Annotated in this window: 19 protein-coding genes and 1 pseudogene; 12 read left to right on the top strand and 8 right to left on the bottom strand. The window is 58.2% G+C overall.

The genetic code is table 11. The annotated features are described in order from the left end of the window. Nucleotides 1-43: 43 nt before the first annotated feature. Together EYC79_RS06995 and EYC79_RS06990 are read right to left on the bottom strand one after the other, a co-directional pair. Nucleotides 44-1,639, bottom strand: a complete 1,596-nt coding sequence (locus EYC79_RS06995; RefSeq protein ID WP_162734150.1) for a carboxylesterase/lipase family protein — start codon at nt 1,637-1,639, stop codon at nt 44-46. A gap of 169 nt (nt 1,640-1,808) precedes the next feature. Next, on the bottom strand, nt 1,809-2,708 hold the full coding sequence (locus EYC79_RS06990; protein ID WP_162686528.1) for a GntR family transcriptional regulator: 900 nt from the start codon (nt 2,706-2,708) through the stop codon (nt 1,809-1,811). A gap of 174 nt (nt 2,709-2,882) precedes the next feature. Here EYC79_RS06990 and EYC79_RS06985 point away from each other — a divergent pair, with 174 nt between their 5' ends. From EYC79_RS06985 to EYC79_RS06930, 12 genes and pseudogenes are all read left to right on the top strand, one after another. Further along, complete coding sequence (locus tag EYC79_RS06985; protein ID WP_111850940.1) at nt 2,883-3,836, top strand: Bug family tripartite tricarboxylate transporter substrate binding protein; 954 nt, start codon at nt 2,883-2,885, stop codon at nt 3,834-3,836. A 22-nt stretch (nt 3,837-3,858) separates the two neighbouring features. Then, nucleotides 3,859-4,332 (top strand): tripartite tricarboxylate transporter TctB family protein, encoded by a 474-nt coding sequence (locus tag EYC79_RS06980; protein WP_205654325.1) that lies wholly within the window; start codon nt 3,859-3,861, stop codon nt 4,330-4,332. 2 nt (nt 4,333-4,334) lie between these two features. Continuing rightward, complete coding sequence (locus EYC79_RS06975) at nt 4,335-5,885, top strand: tripartite tricarboxylate transporter permease (protein ID WP_111850942.1); 1,551 nt, start codon at nt 4,335-4,337, stop codon at nt 5,883-5,885. Beyond that, nucleotides 5,882-7,195, top strand: a complete 1,314-nt coding sequence (locus EYC79_RS06970) for a CitMHS family transporter (protein WP_111850943.1) — start codon at nt 5,882-5,884, stop codon at nt 7,193-7,195. The genes EYC79_RS06975 and EYC79_RS06970 overlap by 4 nt, the downstream gene beginning before the upstream one ends. A 22-nt stretch (nt 7,196-7,217) precedes the next feature. Then, nucleotides 7,218-8,300 (top strand): Ldh family oxidoreductase, encoded by a 1,083-nt coding sequence (locus EYC79_RS06965; protein ID WP_111850944.1) that lies wholly within the window; start codon nt 7,218-7,220, stop codon nt 8,298-8,300. Continuing rightward, a complete protein-coding gene (locus tag EYC79_RS06960; protein WP_111850945.1) occupies nt 8,297-9,103 on the top strand; it encodes a hydroxypyruvate isomerase family protein in 807 nt (268 codons plus the stop codon). Before EYC79_RS06965 ends, EYC79_RS06960 begins: the two co-directional genes overlap by 4 nt. 21 nt (nt 9,104-9,124) lie before the next feature. Further along, nucleotides 9,125-10,495 carry an NAD-dependent succinate-semialdehyde dehydrogenase gene (locus EYC79_RS06955; protein WP_111850946.1) on the top strand — a complete coding sequence of 457 codons (1,371 nt, stop codon included), beginning with the start codon at nt 9,125-9,127 and terminating at the stop codon, nt 10,493-10,495. Between the two features lie 28 nt (nt 10,496-10,523). After that, nucleotides 10,524-10,931, top strand: a complete 408-nt coding sequence (locus EYC79_RS06950; RefSeq protein ID WP_111850947.1) for a cupin domain-containing protein — start codon at nt 10,524-10,526, stop codon at nt 10,929-10,931. 4 nt (nt 10,932-10,935) lie between these two features. Next, on the top strand, nt 10,936-11,241 hold the full coding sequence (locus EYC79_RS06945; RefSeq protein WP_111850948.1) for an antibiotic biosynthesis monooxygenase family protein: 306 nt from the start codon (nt 10,936-10,938) through the stop codon (nt 11,239-11,241). Then, nucleotides 11,241-12,293, top strand: coding sequence for an AbrB family transcriptional regulator (locus EYC79_RS06940; RefSeq protein WP_111850949.1), 1,053 nt, complete (start codon nt 11,241-11,243; stop codon nt 12,291-12,293). The genes EYC79_RS06945 and EYC79_RS06940 overlap by 1 nt, the downstream gene beginning before the upstream one ends. Nucleotides 12,294-12,335: 42 nt before the next feature. Then, nucleotides 12,336-12,442, top strand: a pseudogene (locus EYC79_RS24010) (TerC family protein); the annotation flags it as partial. 102 nt (nt 12,443-12,544) lie between these two features. After that, nucleotides 12,545-12,769, top strand: coding sequence for an HAD family hydrolase (locus EYC79_RS06930; RefSeq protein WP_205654323.1), 225 nt, complete (start codon nt 12,545-12,547; stop codon nt 12,767-12,769). 536 nt (nt 12,770-13,305) lie between these two features. On the opposite strand, the gene EYC79_RS06925 is transcribed toward EYC79_RS06930, so the two are convergent. From EYC79_RS06925 to EYC79_RS06900, 6 genes are all read right to left on the bottom strand, one after another. Beyond that, nucleotides 13,306-13,731, bottom strand: a complete 426-nt coding sequence (locus tag EYC79_RS06925) for a Ros/MucR family transcriptional regulator (protein WP_111850950.1) — start codon at nt 13,729-13,731, stop codon at nt 13,306-13,308. A 200-nt stretch (nt 13,732-13,931) separates the two neighbouring features. Further along, the gene (locus EYC79_RS06920; protein WP_245495211.1) at nt 13,932-14,612 is read right to left on the bottom strand and encodes an invasion associated locus B family protein; all 681 of its coding nucleotides are present in this window, start codon (nt 14,610-14,612) and stop codon (nt 13,932-13,934) included. After that, nucleotides 14,609-14,932 carry a SapC family protein gene (locus EYC79_RS06915; RefSeq protein WP_272865817.1) on the bottom strand — a complete coding sequence of 108 codons (324 nt, stop codon included), beginning with the start codon at nt 14,930-14,932 and terminating at the stop codon, nt 14,609-14,611. Before EYC79_RS06915 ends, EYC79_RS06920 begins: the two co-directional genes overlap by 4 nt. 52 nt (nt 14,933-14,984) lie before the next feature. Further along, nucleotides 14,985-16,076, bottom strand: coding sequence for a siderophore-interacting protein (locus tag EYC79_RS06910; protein ID WP_111850952.1), 1,092 nt, complete (start codon nt 16,074-16,076; stop codon nt 14,985-14,987). 82 nt (nt 16,077-16,158) lie between these two features. Continuing rightward, nucleotides 16,159-17,412, bottom strand: a complete 1,254-nt coding sequence (locus tag EYC79_RS06905; protein ID WP_162693080.1) for an MFS transporter — start codon at nt 17,410-17,412, stop codon at nt 16,159-16,161. 4 nt (nt 17,413-17,416) lie between these two features. After that, nucleotides 17,417-17,616 (bottom strand): TonB-dependent receptor (locus tag EYC79_RS06900; protein WP_130977560.1); only part of this gene is annotated, 200 nt, incomplete at its 5' end.

The raw sequence follows: 17,616 nt of genomic DNA, 5'->3' as shown, positions 1-17,616 counted from the left end.
CTCCCATGTTTCGTCTTCCCGACGGACGGCTGTTGCTCGACGCCTAGCCCCGGTCGGTGATCCAGGGCATGGACGTCCAGAAGTCGCATTGATGGTCCTTGGAGATCTCTTCGCTGGTCACGATTCCGCTCTTGCCTGCGGGCCGGAGCATCATTGCCTTTTGCTCCTTGCCGAACTGCGGCCAATCGGGGAGACCATCGACCCGCGGCGCCCCGCTGCGCACGAAGGCACCCCAGTAGCGGATCATATCGTCGGAGAGTTGGCGCTGCCCGGCATCGAACTTCCTCGACGCTTCGTCGATGCCGTCATGGCGCGGGAAAAGGTATGGGACTTCGGCGCCATGAGCAGCGCCGAATTTCCAACCTTCGACCTCATTGGTAACCGGAGCCCCCGGGTCATCGAACTGGTAATAATAGGTCGGCGCGATCCGGGAGAGCTTGATTGCCGCATCGCGCACCGTGCAGCCGCCAAGGCCGCGCATACCGCTGTCCGTGATAACATCGGTCACGACTTCGGCGATCGGGTGCTTTTTGTCGGTATGTAAATTCGCCGGATATTTTTCAAGAATGCGCTCGGCGCGGTCCGGGGCGCCAATTTGCTCGACCCATTTCAGGTAGTCGGACTGCGTGAACTTGAAATAGCTCGGCCCAGCGTTGCGGCCTTCCTCTCGATTGGAGCCAATGATCGTCGGGATCTTCAAAAAGTTGCCAGACGCAATGCCATCCACACCGTATTCGGTCAGAAGACCTTTGGCGTCGACCTGAGGAAACCAGCGTCCTCCGGCGGCGATAATCTCGTCCACCGACTTTTTGCGCAGGCATGATGCCGCGTCTTCTGACGCTTTACAGCCCATCTGCTCCGACCATTTTACGGCTTTAACTTCAGAGCTCTCGGCCGTCTCCATGTCATGGAAGCAGTCGTCGCTCTCGATGATTTGGCCGCGGTAGAGGCCCTGCACCCCAGCAGACGTTACCGCCATGGCGCAGATGTTGGTCGCGCCGGAGGATTCACCAAAGACGGTGACCTTCTTGGGATCCCCGCCAAATCCGGAGATCTTGTCCGTCACCCAGATAAGCGCCGCTTTGATGTCGGCTATGCCGTAGTTGCCCGCCAGCCCATCCTTCGCTTCCTTCTGAAGTGCAGGGTGGTTGAGGAAGCCCAGCGCCCCAAGGCGATGGTTTAAGGTCAAGACGACTATGCCATTCCGCTCGGCCATCGCGCCGCCGTCGTGATTGCTGCCTGAGCCATTGGTATTGCCACCACCGTGAAGCCAGACAGCAACGGGAAGGTTTTTCCCTGCACTATCCTTCGGACGATAGATGTTGAGGAACAGGCAATCCTCGCTCTGTGATAACGAGACGCGCTGGTCGGCGTTGAACTTTTGGGGACAGGCAGGCGGCAGGGTCTTGGCATCGCGAGCGCCTTGCCACGTTGCCATCTTCTCCGGCGCCTTCCAGCGCAGATCGCCGACAGGCGCTTTGGCGTATGGCACCCCCAGGAATTCCTCTCCTCGCTCTGTTACTAATCCGACAAACGTCCCCTCTGCGGTCTGTGCGATCGGCTCATCTGCGGCCGCACAAATGGCGAACTGCGACACCAGCATCACAAAACTGGTAGCGTTCAATAACGTCGATTTCACGTACATCCTCCCCGATGATCGCAAAGACTCTCAACCTAAGGATTATCATTTATATATAGATAAGACAATCCAAAGGTTATTTGGGCGCCGGCGTTCAAATGAGAATTCACAGGTCGGGCATGGGAGAGGGCCGATTTCCGGCTGAGGATGCGCCACTGAGGCGGTGCCTCTACTCAATCGCGGACTCGAAAATCGCGCTACGCGCTTTCCTGTTCTTGGCGTTGCCGAGGTGGTGAGCGAGGATTTGCGAGGCTTCAAAGCGAAGCCCTTTTTCGAGCGTGTCCAGAATATCAAGATGTTCGTTATTCTGGCCACGCACCTGCTCGCGATTCAGCGTTTGCCGATACTCAACCAGCCTTCGTAGCTGGTTTTGTCGCTCTATCGTCCCGAGCAGGAAGCGGTTTCCGGACATCTGCGCGAGGCCTTCGTGAAACTGCGCATTGGTCTCGAAAAGCTCAATTTGACTGAGAGATTTCCAGCCTCCGTCGCGTACCATCACCTGTTGCTGGCGTAATCTACTGAGGATGGTTTCATCCAGCTTGAACGAGTCGTTGATGAGACCGGCTGGCTCCAGCATTTGCCGCAATTCATAGGACTCGCGGTAGGCTTCGACGGAGTCGATCAATTGCACGAAGGACCAGCCGCGGCCCTCGCGGCGCTCTATCCAGCCTTCTGTAGCAATCCGCGTCAGAATACGCCTCAGGCGAGGGCGCGAGATGTCGTAGCGGCGCATTAGATCTGGCTCCGACACCGTACGCGCAATATTACCCATAAGACGGTCATCAGCGATCGACAGGTAAAGCGCTTCATCGTCGCTGGATGCGTCCTGCTCGGCCGCCGGTAAAGTCGGCTCGGCGATGACATTACCGAGGAAAAAGCCGCGGTTTGGCATTTGCTGAACGTAGCCATCTTCAATCAACAAGGCCAGCGCTGCACGGATAGGGCCGCGCGATGTGCCTAACACGTCAGACAGCGACGCTTCGGTAAGGTGGTGACCGGCCTGGAGCCCGCTCGTCCTGACATATCGAAGTATTTTGGCGGCGAGCGCCCTGTGCAGCTGATTGGCCATGTTCATTCCTGTTGCCTGTCTTTCATTACAATAACTCAGGATGTTCGCACCAGATACTTGCAAACCGCTCGAAATTGTCTTAAGTCATTATTTACAACAATGACCGCAAGGAGGCGACGTTGTTGTTAGGGGCGTTGGAGGTCTCGCGCCCTGGCTTACTCTTGGGAGGATTCCATGAAACTGAATAGCGTATTCGGCGCTGTAATTGCGTTCGTCGTCATGACTGCACCTGCAATGGCCGATCCAGCCGTCGTGCTTGCGCCGGGAAGCACGGGCGGTGGTTACGATGCAATGGCCCGTCTGCCTTTTGAAGCCATGCGCAAGGAAAAGATTTTCACCGACGGTGCTCAGTTCACCAACCGCGGCGGTGCTGGCGGAACGATCGGTCTTGCGGAGTTCGTCAACACGTCGAAGGGCAACGACAATGCGGTCATGTCCATGGGTGCGATCCTGATCGGAGGCATCATTCTCAATAATTCCCCGGTTTCGCTAAAAGATGTTACACCGCTCGTTCGCCTGACCAACGATACAGGCGCAATTGCCGTACCGACAAATTCCGACATCAAGACGATCAATGATCTCGTCGCAAAGATGAAGGAAAACATCGGCGGCGTTGCCATCGGCGGCGGTTCCGCAGGCGGTGTAGACCACATCGCCATGGCACTTCTGGCGAAATCCAACGGCCTCGAAGCTTCCAAACTGAACTACATCCCTTATGCCGGCGGCGCCGAAGTGGTGACCGCACTCGCCGGGGGCAGCACCACGGCTGCGATCTCAGGCCTTTCAGAATTCCGCTCCCTGGCACAGGCTGGTCGCATCCGCATCATAGCCGTCACTTCCAAGGAGCGCGTCGAAGGCATCGATGCGCCGAGCCTGACCGAAGCAGGGTATCCCGTCGTCATCGGCAACTGGCGCGGCATTGTCGGCGCACCCGGCATGAGCGAGGAAGCAAAGAAGACATGGCTCGACCGTTTCCAGAAGATGCATGGCACAGAAACCTGGAAGGCAACGCTCAAAAAGCAGAATTGGGAAGACGCTTATCTTTCCGGCGATGATTTCGTGAAGTTTCTCGACCAGGAAGTAACAAACCAGACCGCGACGCTCAAAGACGTTGGCCTGACGAAGTGATCTAGAGCCGGAGGCGATGAACATGGTCGAACGTCCGTATTGGATTGCCGCAGGCGTCATCGCCTTCGGCCTGGTCTGGCTCTACCAGGCTTCTCTACTACCGCAATTTGCCCAATATGCAGAGCTTGGGCCTGGCTTTACCGTCACCCTTATCGGTGCCGGTCTGGTCGTCTTCGGCGCAATTTTAGCGTTCCAGATTTATCGTGGCGTGCCTTTTGAGGCGCAGGAGGCGGAAGATGTCGCAAGTGACCTTCCTCCATCTCGTAGCTCACTCGCCTTCGCCGCAGCTGGCGCAGGAATTCCGATCCTGACGATGACGACGCTTGGCTTCGTCATCACTGCGACGGCGAGTTTCGTCTTGACCACGCGTGCCTTCCAATCGCGTCGCTACGTGTTCAACACGGTCATCGGGGCAACCTTTGCCCTCATCTGCTGGTACGGTTTCCGGCTGCTGGGCGTTCCGCTTGGTGGCCTGCTGCCTGTGGCGGGGGTCTGATCATGGATTCCTTCTACTCACTCGCACAAGGTTTCTCGACCGCACTTGAGCCGCACAATTTGATGTGGGCCTTCGTCGGCACATTTCTTGGAACAGCAATCGGGGTTCTCCCGGGTATCGGCCCGGCGCTTACCATCGCGCTCCTGCTACCCGTCACAGTAAACGTCGATCCGACCGGTGCCTTCATCATGTTCGCCGGTATCTTCTACGGCGCAATGTATGGCGGCTCGACGACGTCCATCCTTTTGAATACACCGGGCGAGAGCGGTTCGATGATGACCGCGCTCGAGGGTAACAAGATGGCCCGTAACGGTCGAGGGGCCGCAGCCCTTGCAACCGCCGCCATCGGATCCTTCGTTGCAGGAACCATCGCGACGGTTGGCGTCACCTTCCTCGCGCCGCCAATCGCCGAGCTTGCCTTCATTTTCAAGCCGCAGGACTACTTCGCGCTGATGGTACTGGCATTCATGTCGGTGTCGGTCGTCATGGGCACGTCCAGGCTGCGGGGCTTCATTGCGCTGTTCCTGGGTCTTGCTCTCGGCCTTATCGGCATTGATGGGCAGACGGGTGTCTCCCGCCTTGCGTTCGGCCTGCCGGATTTGCTTGACGGCGTCGATATGACGGTGGTTCTCGTCTCGCTTTTTGCGGTCGGTGAAGCGCTCTACGTCGCAAGCCGTTTTGCATTCGCGCCGCCTCATCTCAATCCCATCTCCGGCGGTCTGTGGATGACCCGCGAAGACTGGAAGCGGTCGTGGAAGCCATGGCTCCGGGGAACCGCACTCGGCTTCCCTATCGGTGCCCTGCCTGCCGGTGGTGCTGAAATCCCGACCTTCCTGTCCTACACAATCGAGCGCAAGCTAACGCGTCACCCGGAAGATTTCGGCACTGGTGCCATCGAGGGTGTCGCCGGACCGGAGGCTGCCAACAATGCCGCTGCCGCCGGCGTTCTTGTTCCGCTTTTGACACTGGGCCTTCCAACATCTGCGACCGCCGCCATTCTTCTCGCCGCGTTCCAGAACTACGGTTTGCAGCCCGGTCCGCTCCTGTTCATCAACAGCGGCGATCTCGTCTGGGGGCTTATCGCCTCGCTCTATGTCGGCAACATCATGCTGCTGATCCTCAACCTACCATTGGTCGGCCTATGGGTGCGTCTGCTGCTGATCCCGCGGCCCTATCTCTATGCGGGCATCCTCATCTTCTCGCTGGTCGGCATCTGGGGTGTTTCCAACTCCTGGCTCGATTTGGTCCTGATGTTCACCATTGGATGCCTCGGCTACGTCATGCGCGTCTATGATTTCCCGATCGCGCCAGTGCTGATCGGCCTCATCCTCGGACCCATGGCAGAAACCCAGTTCCGCCGCGCCCTCGCTATCGGTCAGGGCGACCCACTTACCCTTGTTTCAACCCCTCTCTCTGCCGTTCTCATCGCCATCTCTTTCGCAATCCTGATCGTTCCTTATCTGCTGCGGAAAATGAATGCGAGAACGCACGAAACCCGGACTTCTAGCGTCGACAGCGTCGGCGAGAAGAATTCTGATGGAGCTGCTTCGTGATTACCATACTTGCCTACACAATGATTGCGATCTTCATGACCGCAATCATGACCCGCACCCTGTCTGCGCTGATTGCGCTGATCCTCGTGCCATTCCTCTTTGGCCTTCTTGGCGGATTTGGACACGAGCTTCCAGCAATGATGGTTGATGGCATAAAGTCCATCGCGCCGACAGCGGTACTGCTGCTCTTCGCCATCATGTATTTCGGTCTGATGATTGATGTGGGCCTGTTCGACCCGATCGTTCGGTTGGTGGTGAAGATCTGCCACGGCGATCCGCTACGCGTCATCGTGGGCACGACGATCCTCTCTGCCATCATTTCGCTCGATGGAGATGGCTCTACAACTTACATGCTTTGCGTTTCCGCAATGATGCCGCTGCACCGTCGTCTCGGGATCAACCCGCTCATCCTGCCCCTGGCCATCCTGATGCCGAACAGCATCATGAACATCATGCCTTGGGGCGGCCCCACGGCCCGCGTGCTTGCATCTTTGCATCTCGAGGCAAATCAGGTTTTCCTGGCGATGCTGCCTTCGATCGTTGCGGCGACTTTGGGTTCTGTGGCTATCTGCTGCTATTTCGGTCTTAAGGAACGGAAGCGTCTGGGTACCTTGACGCTGCCCACCGATCGTCCGCAACCGGAGTTCCGCGATGAGGACTATGCGGAACGCCCGGAAGGCATGAAGGTCGCAACCGGCTGGCGCGCTGCCTTCAACATCGTCCTGACTGTTCTTCTGATGGTCTTCCTCGTTGCCGATGTTGCGCCACTGGTTGTACTCTTTATCATCGCATTTGCACTTGCCATTACAGTCAACTTCCCCTCGCTTCCCGAACAACGCCTGCGCATTTCGGCTCACGCGCCAAGCGTTCTCGCCGTCGTCTCGGTTATTTTCGCTGCTGGCGTCTTCACAGGGATTCTCAAGGGTACGGGCATGACGGATGCCCTCGCGCAGAGTATTGTTTGGATGATCCCGGAAGGGCACGGTAACCTGCTTCCGCTTATCACAGCCTTGATAAGCGCACCTTTCACCTTCTTCCTTTCCAACGATGCGTTCTATTTCGGCGTCGTGCCGGTGCTAGCCGAAGCGGCTGCGAAATATGGCATCCCTCCGGAAGTCATCGCCCGCGCCTCGCTGATCGGTCAGCCGGTCCACCAGCTCAGCCCGCTCGTCGCCGCTCTCTACGTTCTGTTGGGACTGTCGAAGGTTGAGATGGGAGACTTCCAACGTTTCGCGCTCAAGTGGACACTCGTCTTGACCGCTCTGATGCTCTTCGCCGCGCTTATAACCGGCGCCGTCACACTTTCTTAAATATCAAAGAGGACTCTTGAAAATGACTGAAACCCGGTATTTCGAGACAGCCGAGCTCATTGAGTTCGCAACCAAAATATTCGAGAAAACGGGCATGACGGCTGCCGACGCTGGCGTCATCGGCCACGATCTCATCAAGGCAAACCTCCGCGGCATCGACTCGCACGGTATTTCCCGCATCCCCATGTATGTGGAGCGTTTGTCCAAGGGCTTGGTCAATCCCAAGCCCAACATCACCGTCAAGAAAGTTGCTGGCGCCGTCTCCCTCGTGGACGGCGACAACGGCATGGGCTTCATACCGTCGCATCGCGCGACGGATGAAGCTGTAGCGCTTGCGGAGAAGAACGGCATCGGGCTCGTTGGCGTTCATCGCAGCACGCATTTCGGCATGGGCGCACTTTACGCACTTCAGGCCATCAAGGCCGGCTACATCTCGATGATCTTCACCAACTCGTCGCCAGCCATCCCCATGTGGGGCGGGAGAACGACCTTCCTCGGTGCAAGCCCGATCGCGGCTGGCATTCCGGGTGGCAAGCACGCGCCTTACGTGATGGACATGGCGATGACGGTCATCGCGCGTGGCAAGATCAGACTGGCGGCAATGAAGGGCGAGCCGATCCCGGAAGGCCTGGCACTTGATGTCGATGGCAATCCCACGACCGACGCCGAGAAAGCCTTCGAAGGCGTCTGCCTTCCATTCGGTGGCGTCAAGGGTTCCGTTCTCGCCACCCTGATGGATCTGATGTCCGGCGTTCTGACCGGCGCCAACTTCGGCGGTGACGTCAAGAGCCTCTATTTCGATCACAGCGAACCGCAGAATGTCGGCCACTTGTTCTTCGCCATCAAGCCGGACCTTTTCATGTCGCTTGAGGACTTCGATGCACGCATGGACGAGTTCTATGAACGCATTAAGAAGCTGCCAAAGGCGGCCAACGTCGATGAAATTATGATGCCGGGCGAACCGGAAGAGCGCCGCGAGACACAGCGCCGTGCCGAAGGCATTCCAATCACAGGCAACGTTATCGAAGACCTGCAAAAGGAAGGCAGCACTTATGGTATCACCTTCCCGGTCGGGCGCGCGTCTCCCTTGGGAGCGGCAGCATGACCGTGAACAGGTTGTCGGCGCATATCGGCTACCTCTTCACTGAGCTGCCGCTTGAGGAGCGTGTGGCTGCAGCGGCGGCTGCGGGCTTCACGGCCATCGAGCATCCTCAGCCTTTCGCAATCCCACCGAAGCGGATGAGGGAGTTGCTGGCCGAGAACAACCTCGTCTTCACCCAGCTAGCCGCCGCAACCGGCGATGCCAGCAAGGGGGAGAAGGGGATCTCGGCACTTGCGGGACGGGACGCGGATTTCAGGGCCTCGTTCGACAAGTCGCTGGACTATGCTCTCGAAGTGGGTGTGCCACTCGTCCACCCCATGGCGGGTGTTCCAGAGGTCAGCGCAACGGAGGTGTGCTGGGACATTTACATGTCCAACATCGCCTATGCGGTGGAGCAGACCGCAGCGACTTCTGCCCGGGTTCTAATCGAGGCAATCGGTCATGCCGCAGTTCCGGGCTACGCCGTTTCACGACTTGAAGATGCCGTGCGCATTCAGGATGCTTTCGGTCCCGGCAATGTCACCCTCCTGGTCGATACATTCCATGCGGCAAGCAACGGCCAGGATGTCATTTCCTGGATCGATGAGAATGCCTACCGTATCGGCCATGTCCACATCGCAGACTATCCCGGGCGCCATGAGCCGGGGACCGGAACCATTGACTTCGACGGCGTTCTGGATGTGCTCGCCAAACATAAATTCAGCGGCGCAATCGGCTTCGAATATGTGCCCTCAACCAACACACTCGAAAGCGCTCAGTTCCTGGCCCGGTGGAAAGCCCGGCCTGGCAACAGCGCGGCTCGCTAAAGAATTCCAAAGGAGAAGACGATGATCGTTTCAATTAATCCGGCGAACGGCAAGGAACTTGCCCGCTACGAACTGCATGACGACGCCTTCGTGGACAATGCGCTCACGGCCGCTGCCAACGCGCAAAAGGCTTGGCGGAAGGTTCCGGTGGAGGAACGTGTCGGCCTTTTGAAGAACATGGCAAAGGCACTGCGCAGCGGGAAGTCGCGGTATGCGGAGATGATTACCCGAGAGATGGGCAAGCCGATCGCTGAATCCGAGGGCGAAATCGAGAAGTGCGCATACAATTGCGACTTCTACGCCGAACATGCCGCCAACTACTTGGCGGACGAAGCTGTACCCTCCAATGCGACGGAGAGTGTTGTCGAGTTCGATCCGCTCGGCGTGGTGCTGGCGATCATGCCTTGGAACTACCCTTTCTGGCAGTTCTTCCGGTTCGCGGCGCCAGCATTCGCAGCGGGTAACGGCGCTATCCTCAAGCACGCCAACAACGTGCCGGAATGCGCCCTCGCAATTCAGGACATCATGAAGGAGGCCGGCTGCCCGGAGGGACTGTTCGCCACCCTCATTATCGATGCCTCAAAGGTCGCGGGAATCATTGCTGATGATCGCATCGCTGCCGTCACCTTGACGGGTTCCACGGAGGTCGGCGCCATCGTTGCCGCGCAAGCCGGCAAGGCCTTGAAGAAGCAGGTTCTCGAGCTTGGCGGTTCCGACCCCTTCATCGTTCTCGCCGATGCCGACCTGGAAGAGGCGGCAAAGGTAGCGGTCAAGGCTCGCTACATCAACGTCGGCCAGTCGTGCGTGAATGCCAAGCGCTTCATCGTCGAAGAAAGCATCGCCGACCGTTTTGTCGAGCTATTCCTGGAAGGTGTCGCCAAGCTGAAGATCGGCGACCCGATGGAACGTGACACCAACATCGGCCCGATGGCTCGCGAAAATCTGATGACAGGGCTTCACAGCCAGGTCGAGCGGACGCTGGCCTCCGGTGCGGTTCTCAAGACAGGCGGCAAGCCGATCGAAGGTGCCGGCTACTACTACCCGCCGACCGTTCTCGACAACGTCAAGCCCGACATGGTGGCATTCTGCGAGGAAACCTTTGGTCCGGTTGCCGCAATCATCCGCGTCAAGGATGCGGATGAGGCCGTCCGTCTCGCCAACCAGACCGAGTTCGGTCTCGGCTCCGCGCTCTGGTCGACAGACCTGGAGCGTGCCCGCAACCTCGCTCGCGATATCGACGCTGGCGCCGTCTTCATCAACGGAATGGTGGCTTCCGATCCGCGCTACCCGTTCGGCGGCATCAAGCGTTCCGGTTACGGCCGCGAGCTCGGCGTCTACGGCATCAGGGAATTCGTGAACATCAAGACGGTGTGGGTCGGCCCGGCCAAGTAACCGCATTACGAAGAACAAGGATACGACAATGTCTGAAGCAGCAATCCTTCGTCCCAAGGAACTCAAGACCAACGACCGGGGTGGTGGCGCGCGGACGACGCCGCTCGTCACCCGCAAGTGCGGCTCAACCAGCATGATCAATGGCATCACCGCCTTCGACCCCGGCGCTGCCATCGGTCTCCACAAGCATAATTGCGAAGAGAGCGTCATGGTCATCGAAGGCCAGGCGATTGCCGAGATCGACGGCGTCCAGCATCATATGGACACCAATGACACGACCTGGATTCCGGCGAACGTTCCGCACCGCTTCATCAACGCGTCCGACAAACCTATGCGCATCTTCTGGACCTACGCGTCCATAGATGCCACGCGAACAATGATCGCGACAGGCGAAGAGCGCACGATCGATGCAGAGCACGTACAGAAGGCGGGGTGAATCCATGATCTATGAAGTTGCCGAGATCACGGTGAAGCCGGGCGAGGAAGCCAGTTTCGAAGATGGTGTGGCGCGAGCCGCCCCGCTTTTCCTCCGCGCGAAAGGATGCCATGGCCTTAATCTGCAGCGCGTGGTGGAAGACCCGTCTGTCTACCGTCTGGTGGTGCAGTGGGAAACGGTCGAGTATCACACCGTGGATTTCAGGGACTCCGACGACTTTCAGGAGTGGCGCCGGCTGGTCGGCTCGTTCTTCGCCAACCCGCCTGTGGTGACACATACTGCAGTCACTGCGAGCTACCAGGTGTCGTGATGGCCATGCCTGCATTCGCCAAGTTCCTGCTGACCATTTCGGTCGGCAGCCTTGGCGGCTGGGTGATGTGGCATTTTCATATGCCACTTGCCTGGCTACTTGGCGCCATGATTTTCTGCGGGGCAGGGGCGCTGCTTCGCATGCCGCTTGCCATGCCAAAGTTTGCTCGTCCGCCGATGACGGCGACGATCGGCGCAATGCTCGGCACGTCGTTTTCGCCGGCTGTGTTCGAGCACTTCCGGATATGGATGGTTTCGCTCGGCGGACTGGTATTCTTCATCGCAGCGGCAGCCTCTGTAACCTACGTCTATTTCCGAAAAGTGGGCAAGTTCGATCATCCGACCGCCTTCTTTTCGGCGATGCCGGGTGGACTGGTCGAGATGGTCACGCTGGGCGCCGAACGCGGTGGCGACGAGCGCATGATCTCGCTCATCCATGCCGCCCGCATTTTCCTCGTGGTTCTCTGCTTGCCATTCCTAATCCAGTCTGTGACCGGGCACGCGATCAGCCGAAGTGGTTCGAGCTACGTGCCGCTGGACGCCATCGATCTACGCGATCTCGGCTGGTTCGTCGCGGCTGTCGTAGTTGGGGTAGGGATCGGCGTCGCTCTGCGCCTGCCAGCTCGATATCTGCTCGGCCCGATGGTCGTGAGCGCGGGCCTTCATCTTAGTGGCATCACCGACTTTCTGCTGCCGAGCGTGTTCCTAGGAGCGGCGCAGGTCATAATCGGCTCCATCGTTGGATGCAGGTTCGTGAACACTCCTCCGGCACTGATCCTGAGGGTGCTGAAGTTGTCGTTCGGTTCGACTGTCCTGCTGTTGTCAGTGTCGATGGCATTCGCATTCATGATCTCGCGGATCACAGGGGACCAGTTCGTTGGCACTTTGCTTGCGTACTCCCCTGGCGGCGTGGCGGAGATGAGCTTGATTGCTCTTTCGCTCGGCATCGAAGTGCCTTTCGTTGTCTTGCACCATATCGTACGCGTGCTGCTGGTCGTCGCGGGCTCCGCAGCGGTATTCGCACTCAAATACGATCCATTTAAATCGGAGTAGCGCGGTGCGTCCCTCCTCCCGTATCAATTGGAGTTGCCCACGATTGAAACATTCACGGCGGTCGGCTGAGCGCGTTCTTGCAGGTTATAGCGATCGACGTGGTCCTCGCTGGCGACAATGCAGTCGTGATGGGCCTCGCTGCCGTCGGGTGACGGATTTTACATTGACTTTATAGCGGAATTTTATCGCCAAGTCGTCTTATGTATCGTCAAACTGTTCAAGAGCAAACTCTCGCTTATGGATCCCACGCCATGTCGCCGGCAACGGCGGCACGACATACGGCATTTGCATTCGATTTGGATGGCACGAGCACCAGAGCTGAGCTTTTACCGGTGAAAGCGCCGGAGTTGGGTTTGGAGGCGGAGATGCGTCTCTTGACCAGCCTGACCATGGCGGAAAAAAATTCGTTCAAAGATTCTTTCATCGCCAGCGCTCGCTCTGGCGGGCACAATGTTAACCCTCAATTGTGTCTTTGATCGGTGGATTTCGAGCGCCCGGATGCGCATGAACCTTGTCGATAGATTTCGTGGTTTCCGTAAGCGAACTCGCCTGTCATGTTCCCGGGTTCCCGCCCAAGGGAACGGTTGTGCTGATGATGCTCGGAGGTCAGACAGTCCAGGTGCCGATCCATAAGGCAATATTTGAAGGGGAAAAGGACGACATCGGACGAGCCATCCGGCAAAAGCCTTTCTACACTTTCTGACGTGTCCTGAGTGTCGCCGCTGAAGGCGATCGCATTGATAACGAACTACGTGCTCCAGATGAGCTTTACTCTCGAATGGTTTGCGCAGACTATGGGGCTTGCCGCTTCGCGAGTTGGCTTCTTTTGTTGCGTTCTTTTTATTCTTACCAGCTATCTTAGCTTCAATTCGAATTCAAGATTTATGACAAAAATCAATGGTTTAGTTCCATAATGCTGATTATCTGATTGTGGCTCGTAACTGGGGTTAATCCGACGGTTTCGTTTCCCTGAAACAGTGCCTGCCCACATGGCGATATATTTCGAGTTACATCATCTCGTGCCACGCTTTTCCTTGCGGCCGTTAATGTCCTGCTCCCTATCGCCGTGTAGGGACTTTCGAACGATATCAGATCTCTTCCTCGAGTAGGCTGGTGCTACCATAGGATAGGATGTAGGCAAGCCCCAGCGATGCCGATACTCATCAGGAGTAGGATTGTATTTGTGGCGCAGATGCTTTTTCAGCGTCTTAAATCTCAAACCGTCCTCAAGGCACACAATCACATCGTCTGTAACGGATTTCTCGATGGGCACCGCAGGGCGGCGTGTTGACTTAACATCCGCTGCTTGGATGATTTGCGGGCAGCCGGCGAGGCTATCGGAAACCATTTTAATAACATGTGGGAGCTCAGAAAAATGAATATAGTTGTTCGATAGCCAGGCGCAGACTATTTTCGTGGTCAACGTTACGTGCGACATACGCCTGTTCTCTCGGTTGTTACTCTGTTCAACTAAAAAAGGCGACCGACTTGACTTTTCTACACGCAAAAAGATCTACGACCTACTTCCCGACCTTTGCGGTGTTTCGCCAAACCCTTGGTCCGCCAAGCTGCAACTCACGGGGGTTCCTGGTCACGGGAACTGGAGCCAGATTTCGCGTGAGCTGCAGACCAGGTGTCTTACTTTGTAAGTGCCGCCACTCGCGCGGCTGCAGCCGCGAAGCCCTTAAGCGAGACGGAGAATGGCGTTTCAGCACCTCCGTCGGAAACTGCCTTGATCCTAAGGGAAGTGCCCTTTTGGAGGACGGCAACATAGCTGCTGTCAAAAGTTAGGGGCACAATACAACCGGCTGGGAGGCATGTCTGGAAACGATAGGAATTGCTAGGTTGACCTTCGTCGATCTGCAACGTCACGCCTTTGTCCAACGCCAGACCGAACGGCAGGAAGAGTGCGGCTTCAAATGCCGTACCTGTTGGTTTCATCTCTATTGCCAAAACCCGTTGGCCACCTTGCTGGCTGGCCTGTTGCTGACTCATTGCGCAACGTTTGATCACCGGTTGCCCCTCAGCCGCGGGCTGGGTGGCACACATGACCATCCAGTCCTGATAGCTTTCCCGTAGCGATGACGCTCCTCCTGGTAAAGAGCAACGTTGACTAGCTGCGAGCTGTGGCGCTGCCTGCGCCACTTTAAAACGCGATGTGGTGTCAGAGGCTGCAGGGTGCAGAATGCCTTTTCCACTGTCTGCGTTGGTTCCAGCGTTTGCTACGTTCCAAGGAACGTCGACCGAAAAGGCGGCAGCCGCCAAACTGAAGGCAGCCAGTGCTACGGTTCCGATTGCGATTTTTGTCATGGTTTTCATATCGCTCCCTGTTCGGTGTGTTTCTCTGCATTCAGGAGAAGAAGGGCCTGCCAATTGTTGGCCGAGGCGAGGTGAAGTTCGACTGCGGCGAGCCAACCCTTCTGATGCCAGTCGACGACCGAAGCGGAGTCCGAGATCGCCCGAAACTTCAGCGGATCTACAACCATGAAACCGTTGAGAACATAACGGTTGTCATCCGGAAAGTGCATGTCAGCCTGGCGCTCGACAAGAAGCCCAAGATCCATCAACTTCCTGCCAAGGTCGTCGCCAGCTAGATACGGATGAGCCTGGCGAACTGAGACGAGATGTTGTGTTTTCACCTTGAAGGGAGATGAACCAGTGTTGGGCGATCAATAGCGCATGTATGAGGGGCTAGGTGTCGTCGCGTTCAAGTTTGTCGTCACCCGTCTTGCCCTTGCGCCAATAGGATACCACGAGGTGTTGGTTCTTCTTCAGTCCCCGCTCCTTGCGCAGATGGGACCGGATCGCTTTGAAGCCGTCGAGTTCGCAGGCAACCCAAGCGAAGATCGGCGTGTCATCTTCGGGAAACGCTGTTTCGCGAACCGCGTCGGCGAGGAGCGTGGTCGTGCCTGCCGCCGCGCCGTTGCGGTGCAGCCAGCGGATGGGCATGTCGGCGGGAGTGGTGATCGGCTGCTCTTCGGCTGCATCGGCAACTTCGATAAAAGCGATGCCGCGCGCGCTGGGTGGAAGCGCCTCCAGGATGCGGGTGATTGCCGGCAGGGCCGTCTCGTCGCCCGCAAGCAGATACCAATCGGCCTTGAACCTTATGCCGCCGCCGCCCGGTCCGAGAAGACCGACAATGTCGCCGGTTTTCGCGCGCAGGGCAAAGGCCGAACCCGGCCCGGCATCCTCATGAACGACGAAATCGATATCGAGCGATCCGGCCGCCGCATCGTATCGCCGGATCGTATAGCGGCGCATCGTGGGGCGGCCTGCCCCATCGTGCCATTGAATGAGTCCATCCTTGCCCACGGTCGGCCAGACGGGATCCTGTCCCTCGGGAGGGATGACAAGGCCGACGTGAATATTGTCATCGGCTGCATAACGCGTGAGGTCGCCACCGGAAAATGTCACGCGGCGCATATGCGGCGTCACATCCTGAACGGCGATCACGCGGGCAAGATTGAAGTTCGGCGGCGTCACCAGATCGCTGCCTGCCCCGCTCCAGACGATCTCCGGCTCCGGGTCAGCGAACTCCTTCACATGCCCTGCAAGGACCATGCGAAGGAAATAAAGCTCGTTGATGCTCTTCGCCTGCGCCCGCAGGGTCAACTTATCCGACTGCACCTGCAGGGTGCCGACGCCGAAATCGAACGTTACGGTATGGGTGTCGCCGTCCACGGCAATGTGGGCATCGTGATCCAGGAAGTGCTCGCACACGTCCTTTATGACCGAGAGGGCATCGGGAAGACGGGTGTGGGCCTCGGCGACGAGAAGTGTCATGACAATGTTCCAGTATGTTGTTCCAGCGGCTGCCTTCGTCGACGCAACGCGTGCGAACAGCGGGGCCGGTTGCAGGGATAGATCAGGTTCTTTCCGATACCGGGCCGTGCACCAGCCCGAAGACGACGATCAGCCCGACCGCGCCGAGCCCGTAGAACAGGGGCCAGCCGAGATGCGCGATGAACTGCGCTGCGGCGATGATGACGATCGTGCTGGCGAGCCGGCCGGCGCCGTAGAAAACGGCATAGTCGGTCGCAGGTTGCTGGCCTGATGCCCATCCGAGTATCCTTGCGGTCAGCGCGACATAGATGCCGCTCACGGCCGCCCCTATCAGGATCGTGCCTGTAAGGGCCGCCACCGAAACTTCGAACTGGAAACCCGCCGCCATGGCCGTGAGGGCCGCCAAGCCTAGCGCGGTAAAGGCGATGAGCGAACCGGCCAGTCCTGTCCGTTGCATCAGCGGCATCGATATCAAGGCGGTCACGAACATGGCGACCGGCCCCAATGTGCCGACGACCCAGCCGATTGTCTCGACCGACAGGCCGAGATCGACGAGCATCAGGCGGTTAAGGCCGGAAAGCGGAAAGATCACGCAGCACGCAAACGTCAGCAACATCAGGCGTTTTCGCTGGAGCGGCTCAGCCAGGACTCTGGTCAGGCTGGCCTTGCCCGAGCGCGCATCGCCGCCTTCGCGCCTTGGAAGCGTTCTCTCCGAGGGGATCAATGCCAGGACCGGCAGGGTCAGCAGCAGGAGAACCCCTCCGAAGCCCAGGAAAATCGGCAACCAGCCTAGATGTTGGAACAGGGCCACGAAGGCACCGGTCCCGATCATGGCCCCCATGGAAAGCGCGGCGAGCTTGGCCGCCGCCGCATTCGGACGCCAGACTGGCATGACCAGATCGACCGCCAGCCCATCGAGTGCGATGTCCATGGTGGCCATGGCGCAAGCCACGAGGAAGCCCAGGGCAAAGAGCAGGACGATCGGAGCGCCTTCCATGAAGGCGACGCCGCAGACGATCAGCGCCGCCAAAATTTGCAGCGGCACGATCCAGCCGATGCGAGGCGTCAACACCGGCGGTCGCCATCGATCGATGAGCGGCGACCAGAGAAAGGCGACACCGAACGGCAGATAGAGCGCATAGAGCCAGCCCGCCGACCCGATGCTCATACCGGCGGCCCGCATGACGGTGGGAAACCCGCCCTGGATGACCCCCATCGTCATACCGAAGCCGACATAGAGGGCGCTGAGCCCGGCAAGGGTGGTAAACTGCCCTTTGTCTACCGTACCGGGTTGCATGCTGACAGCGGTCTCGCTGGATGTCGGGATCGTAGACATGGCTTTACCAGCGATACTTGAGGCTTCCGTACACCGCACGGCCGTTGCCATAGTTGCAGAAGTTGTTGGAAAGGCAGGTCACATAGGTCTTGTCGAACAGATTGCTGACATTGAGCTGTGCGGTCAGGCCCTTCAGTTCCGACGTCTTCGCGCCGAAATCATAGGTCAGCGCCGCATCGAAGACCGTGTAGCCGGGTACATCGA

It is taken from the genome of Agrobacterium cavarae (assembly GCF_004310285.1).
Taxonomy (GTDB): Bacteria; Pseudomonadota; Alphaproteobacteria; order Rhizobiales; family Rhizobiaceae; genus Agrobacterium; species Agrobacterium cavarae.
This window is presented reverse-complemented; position numbering and strand designations above follow the sequence as displayed.

What these genes read in the sequence shown, in the direction of transcription:
- EYC79_RS06990 (WP_162686528.1), bottom strand. Translation starts at nt 2,708, where the DNA reads ATGGCCAATCAGCTGCACAGGGCGCTCGCCGCCAAAATACTTCGATAT.
- EYC79_RS06985 (WP_111850940.1), top strand. Translation starts at nt 2,883, where the DNA reads ATGAAACTGAATAGCGTATTCGGCGCTGTAATTGCGTTCGTCGTCATG.
- EYC79_RS06980 (WP_205654325.1), top strand. Translation starts at nt 3,859, where the DNA reads ATGGTCGAACGTCCGTATTGGATTGCCGCAGGCGTCATCGCCTTCGGC.
- EYC79_RS06975 (WP_111850942.1), top strand. Translation starts at nt 4,335, where the DNA reads ATGGATTCCTTCTACTCACTCGCACAAGGTTTCTCGACCGCACTTGAG.
- EYC79_RS06965 (WP_111850944.1), top strand. Translation starts at nt 7,218, where the DNA reads ATGACTGAAACCCGGTATTTCGAGACAGCCGAGCTCATTGAGTTCGCA.
- EYC79_RS06960 (WP_111850945.1), top strand. Translation starts at nt 8,297, where the DNA reads ATGACCGTGAACAGGTTGTCGGCGCATATCGGCTACCTCTTCACTGAG.
- EYC79_RS06955 (WP_111850946.1), top strand. Translation starts at nt 9,125, where the DNA reads ATGATCGTTTCAATTAATCCGGCGAACGGCAAGGAACTTGCCCGCTAC.
- EYC79_RS06950 (WP_111850947.1), top strand. Translation starts at nt 10,524, where the DNA reads ATGTCTGAAGCAGCAATCCTTCGTCCCAAGGAACTCAAGACCAACGAC.
- EYC79_RS06945 (WP_111850948.1), top strand. Translation starts at nt 10,936, where the DNA reads ATGATCTATGAAGTTGCCGAGATCACGGTGAAGCCGGGCGAGGAAGCC.
- EYC79_RS06940 (WP_111850949.1), top strand. Translation starts at nt 11,241, where the DNA reads ATGGCCATGCCTGCATTCGCCAAGTTCCTGCTGACCATTTCGGTCGGC.
- EYC79_RS06930 (WP_205654323.1), top strand. Translation starts at nt 12,545, where the DNA reads ATGTCGCCGGCAACGGCGGCACGACATACGGCATTTGCATTCGATTTG.
- EYC79_RS06925 (WP_111850950.1), bottom strand. Translation starts at nt 13,731, where the DNA reads ATGTCGCACGTAACGTTGACCACGAAAATAGTCTGCGCCTGGCTATCG.
- EYC79_RS06920 (WP_245495211.1), bottom strand. Translation starts at nt 14,612, where the DNA reads ATGAAAACCATGACAAAAATCGCAATCGGAACCGTAGCACTGGCTGCC.
- EYC79_RS06910 (WP_111850952.1), bottom strand. Translation starts at nt 16,076, where the DNA reads ATGACACTTCTCGTCGCCGAGGCCCACACCCGTCTTCCCGATGCCCTC.
- EYC79_RS06905 (WP_162693080.1), bottom strand. Translation starts at nt 17,412, where the DNA reads ATGTCTACGATCCCGACATCCAGCGAGACCGCTGTCAGCATGCAACCC.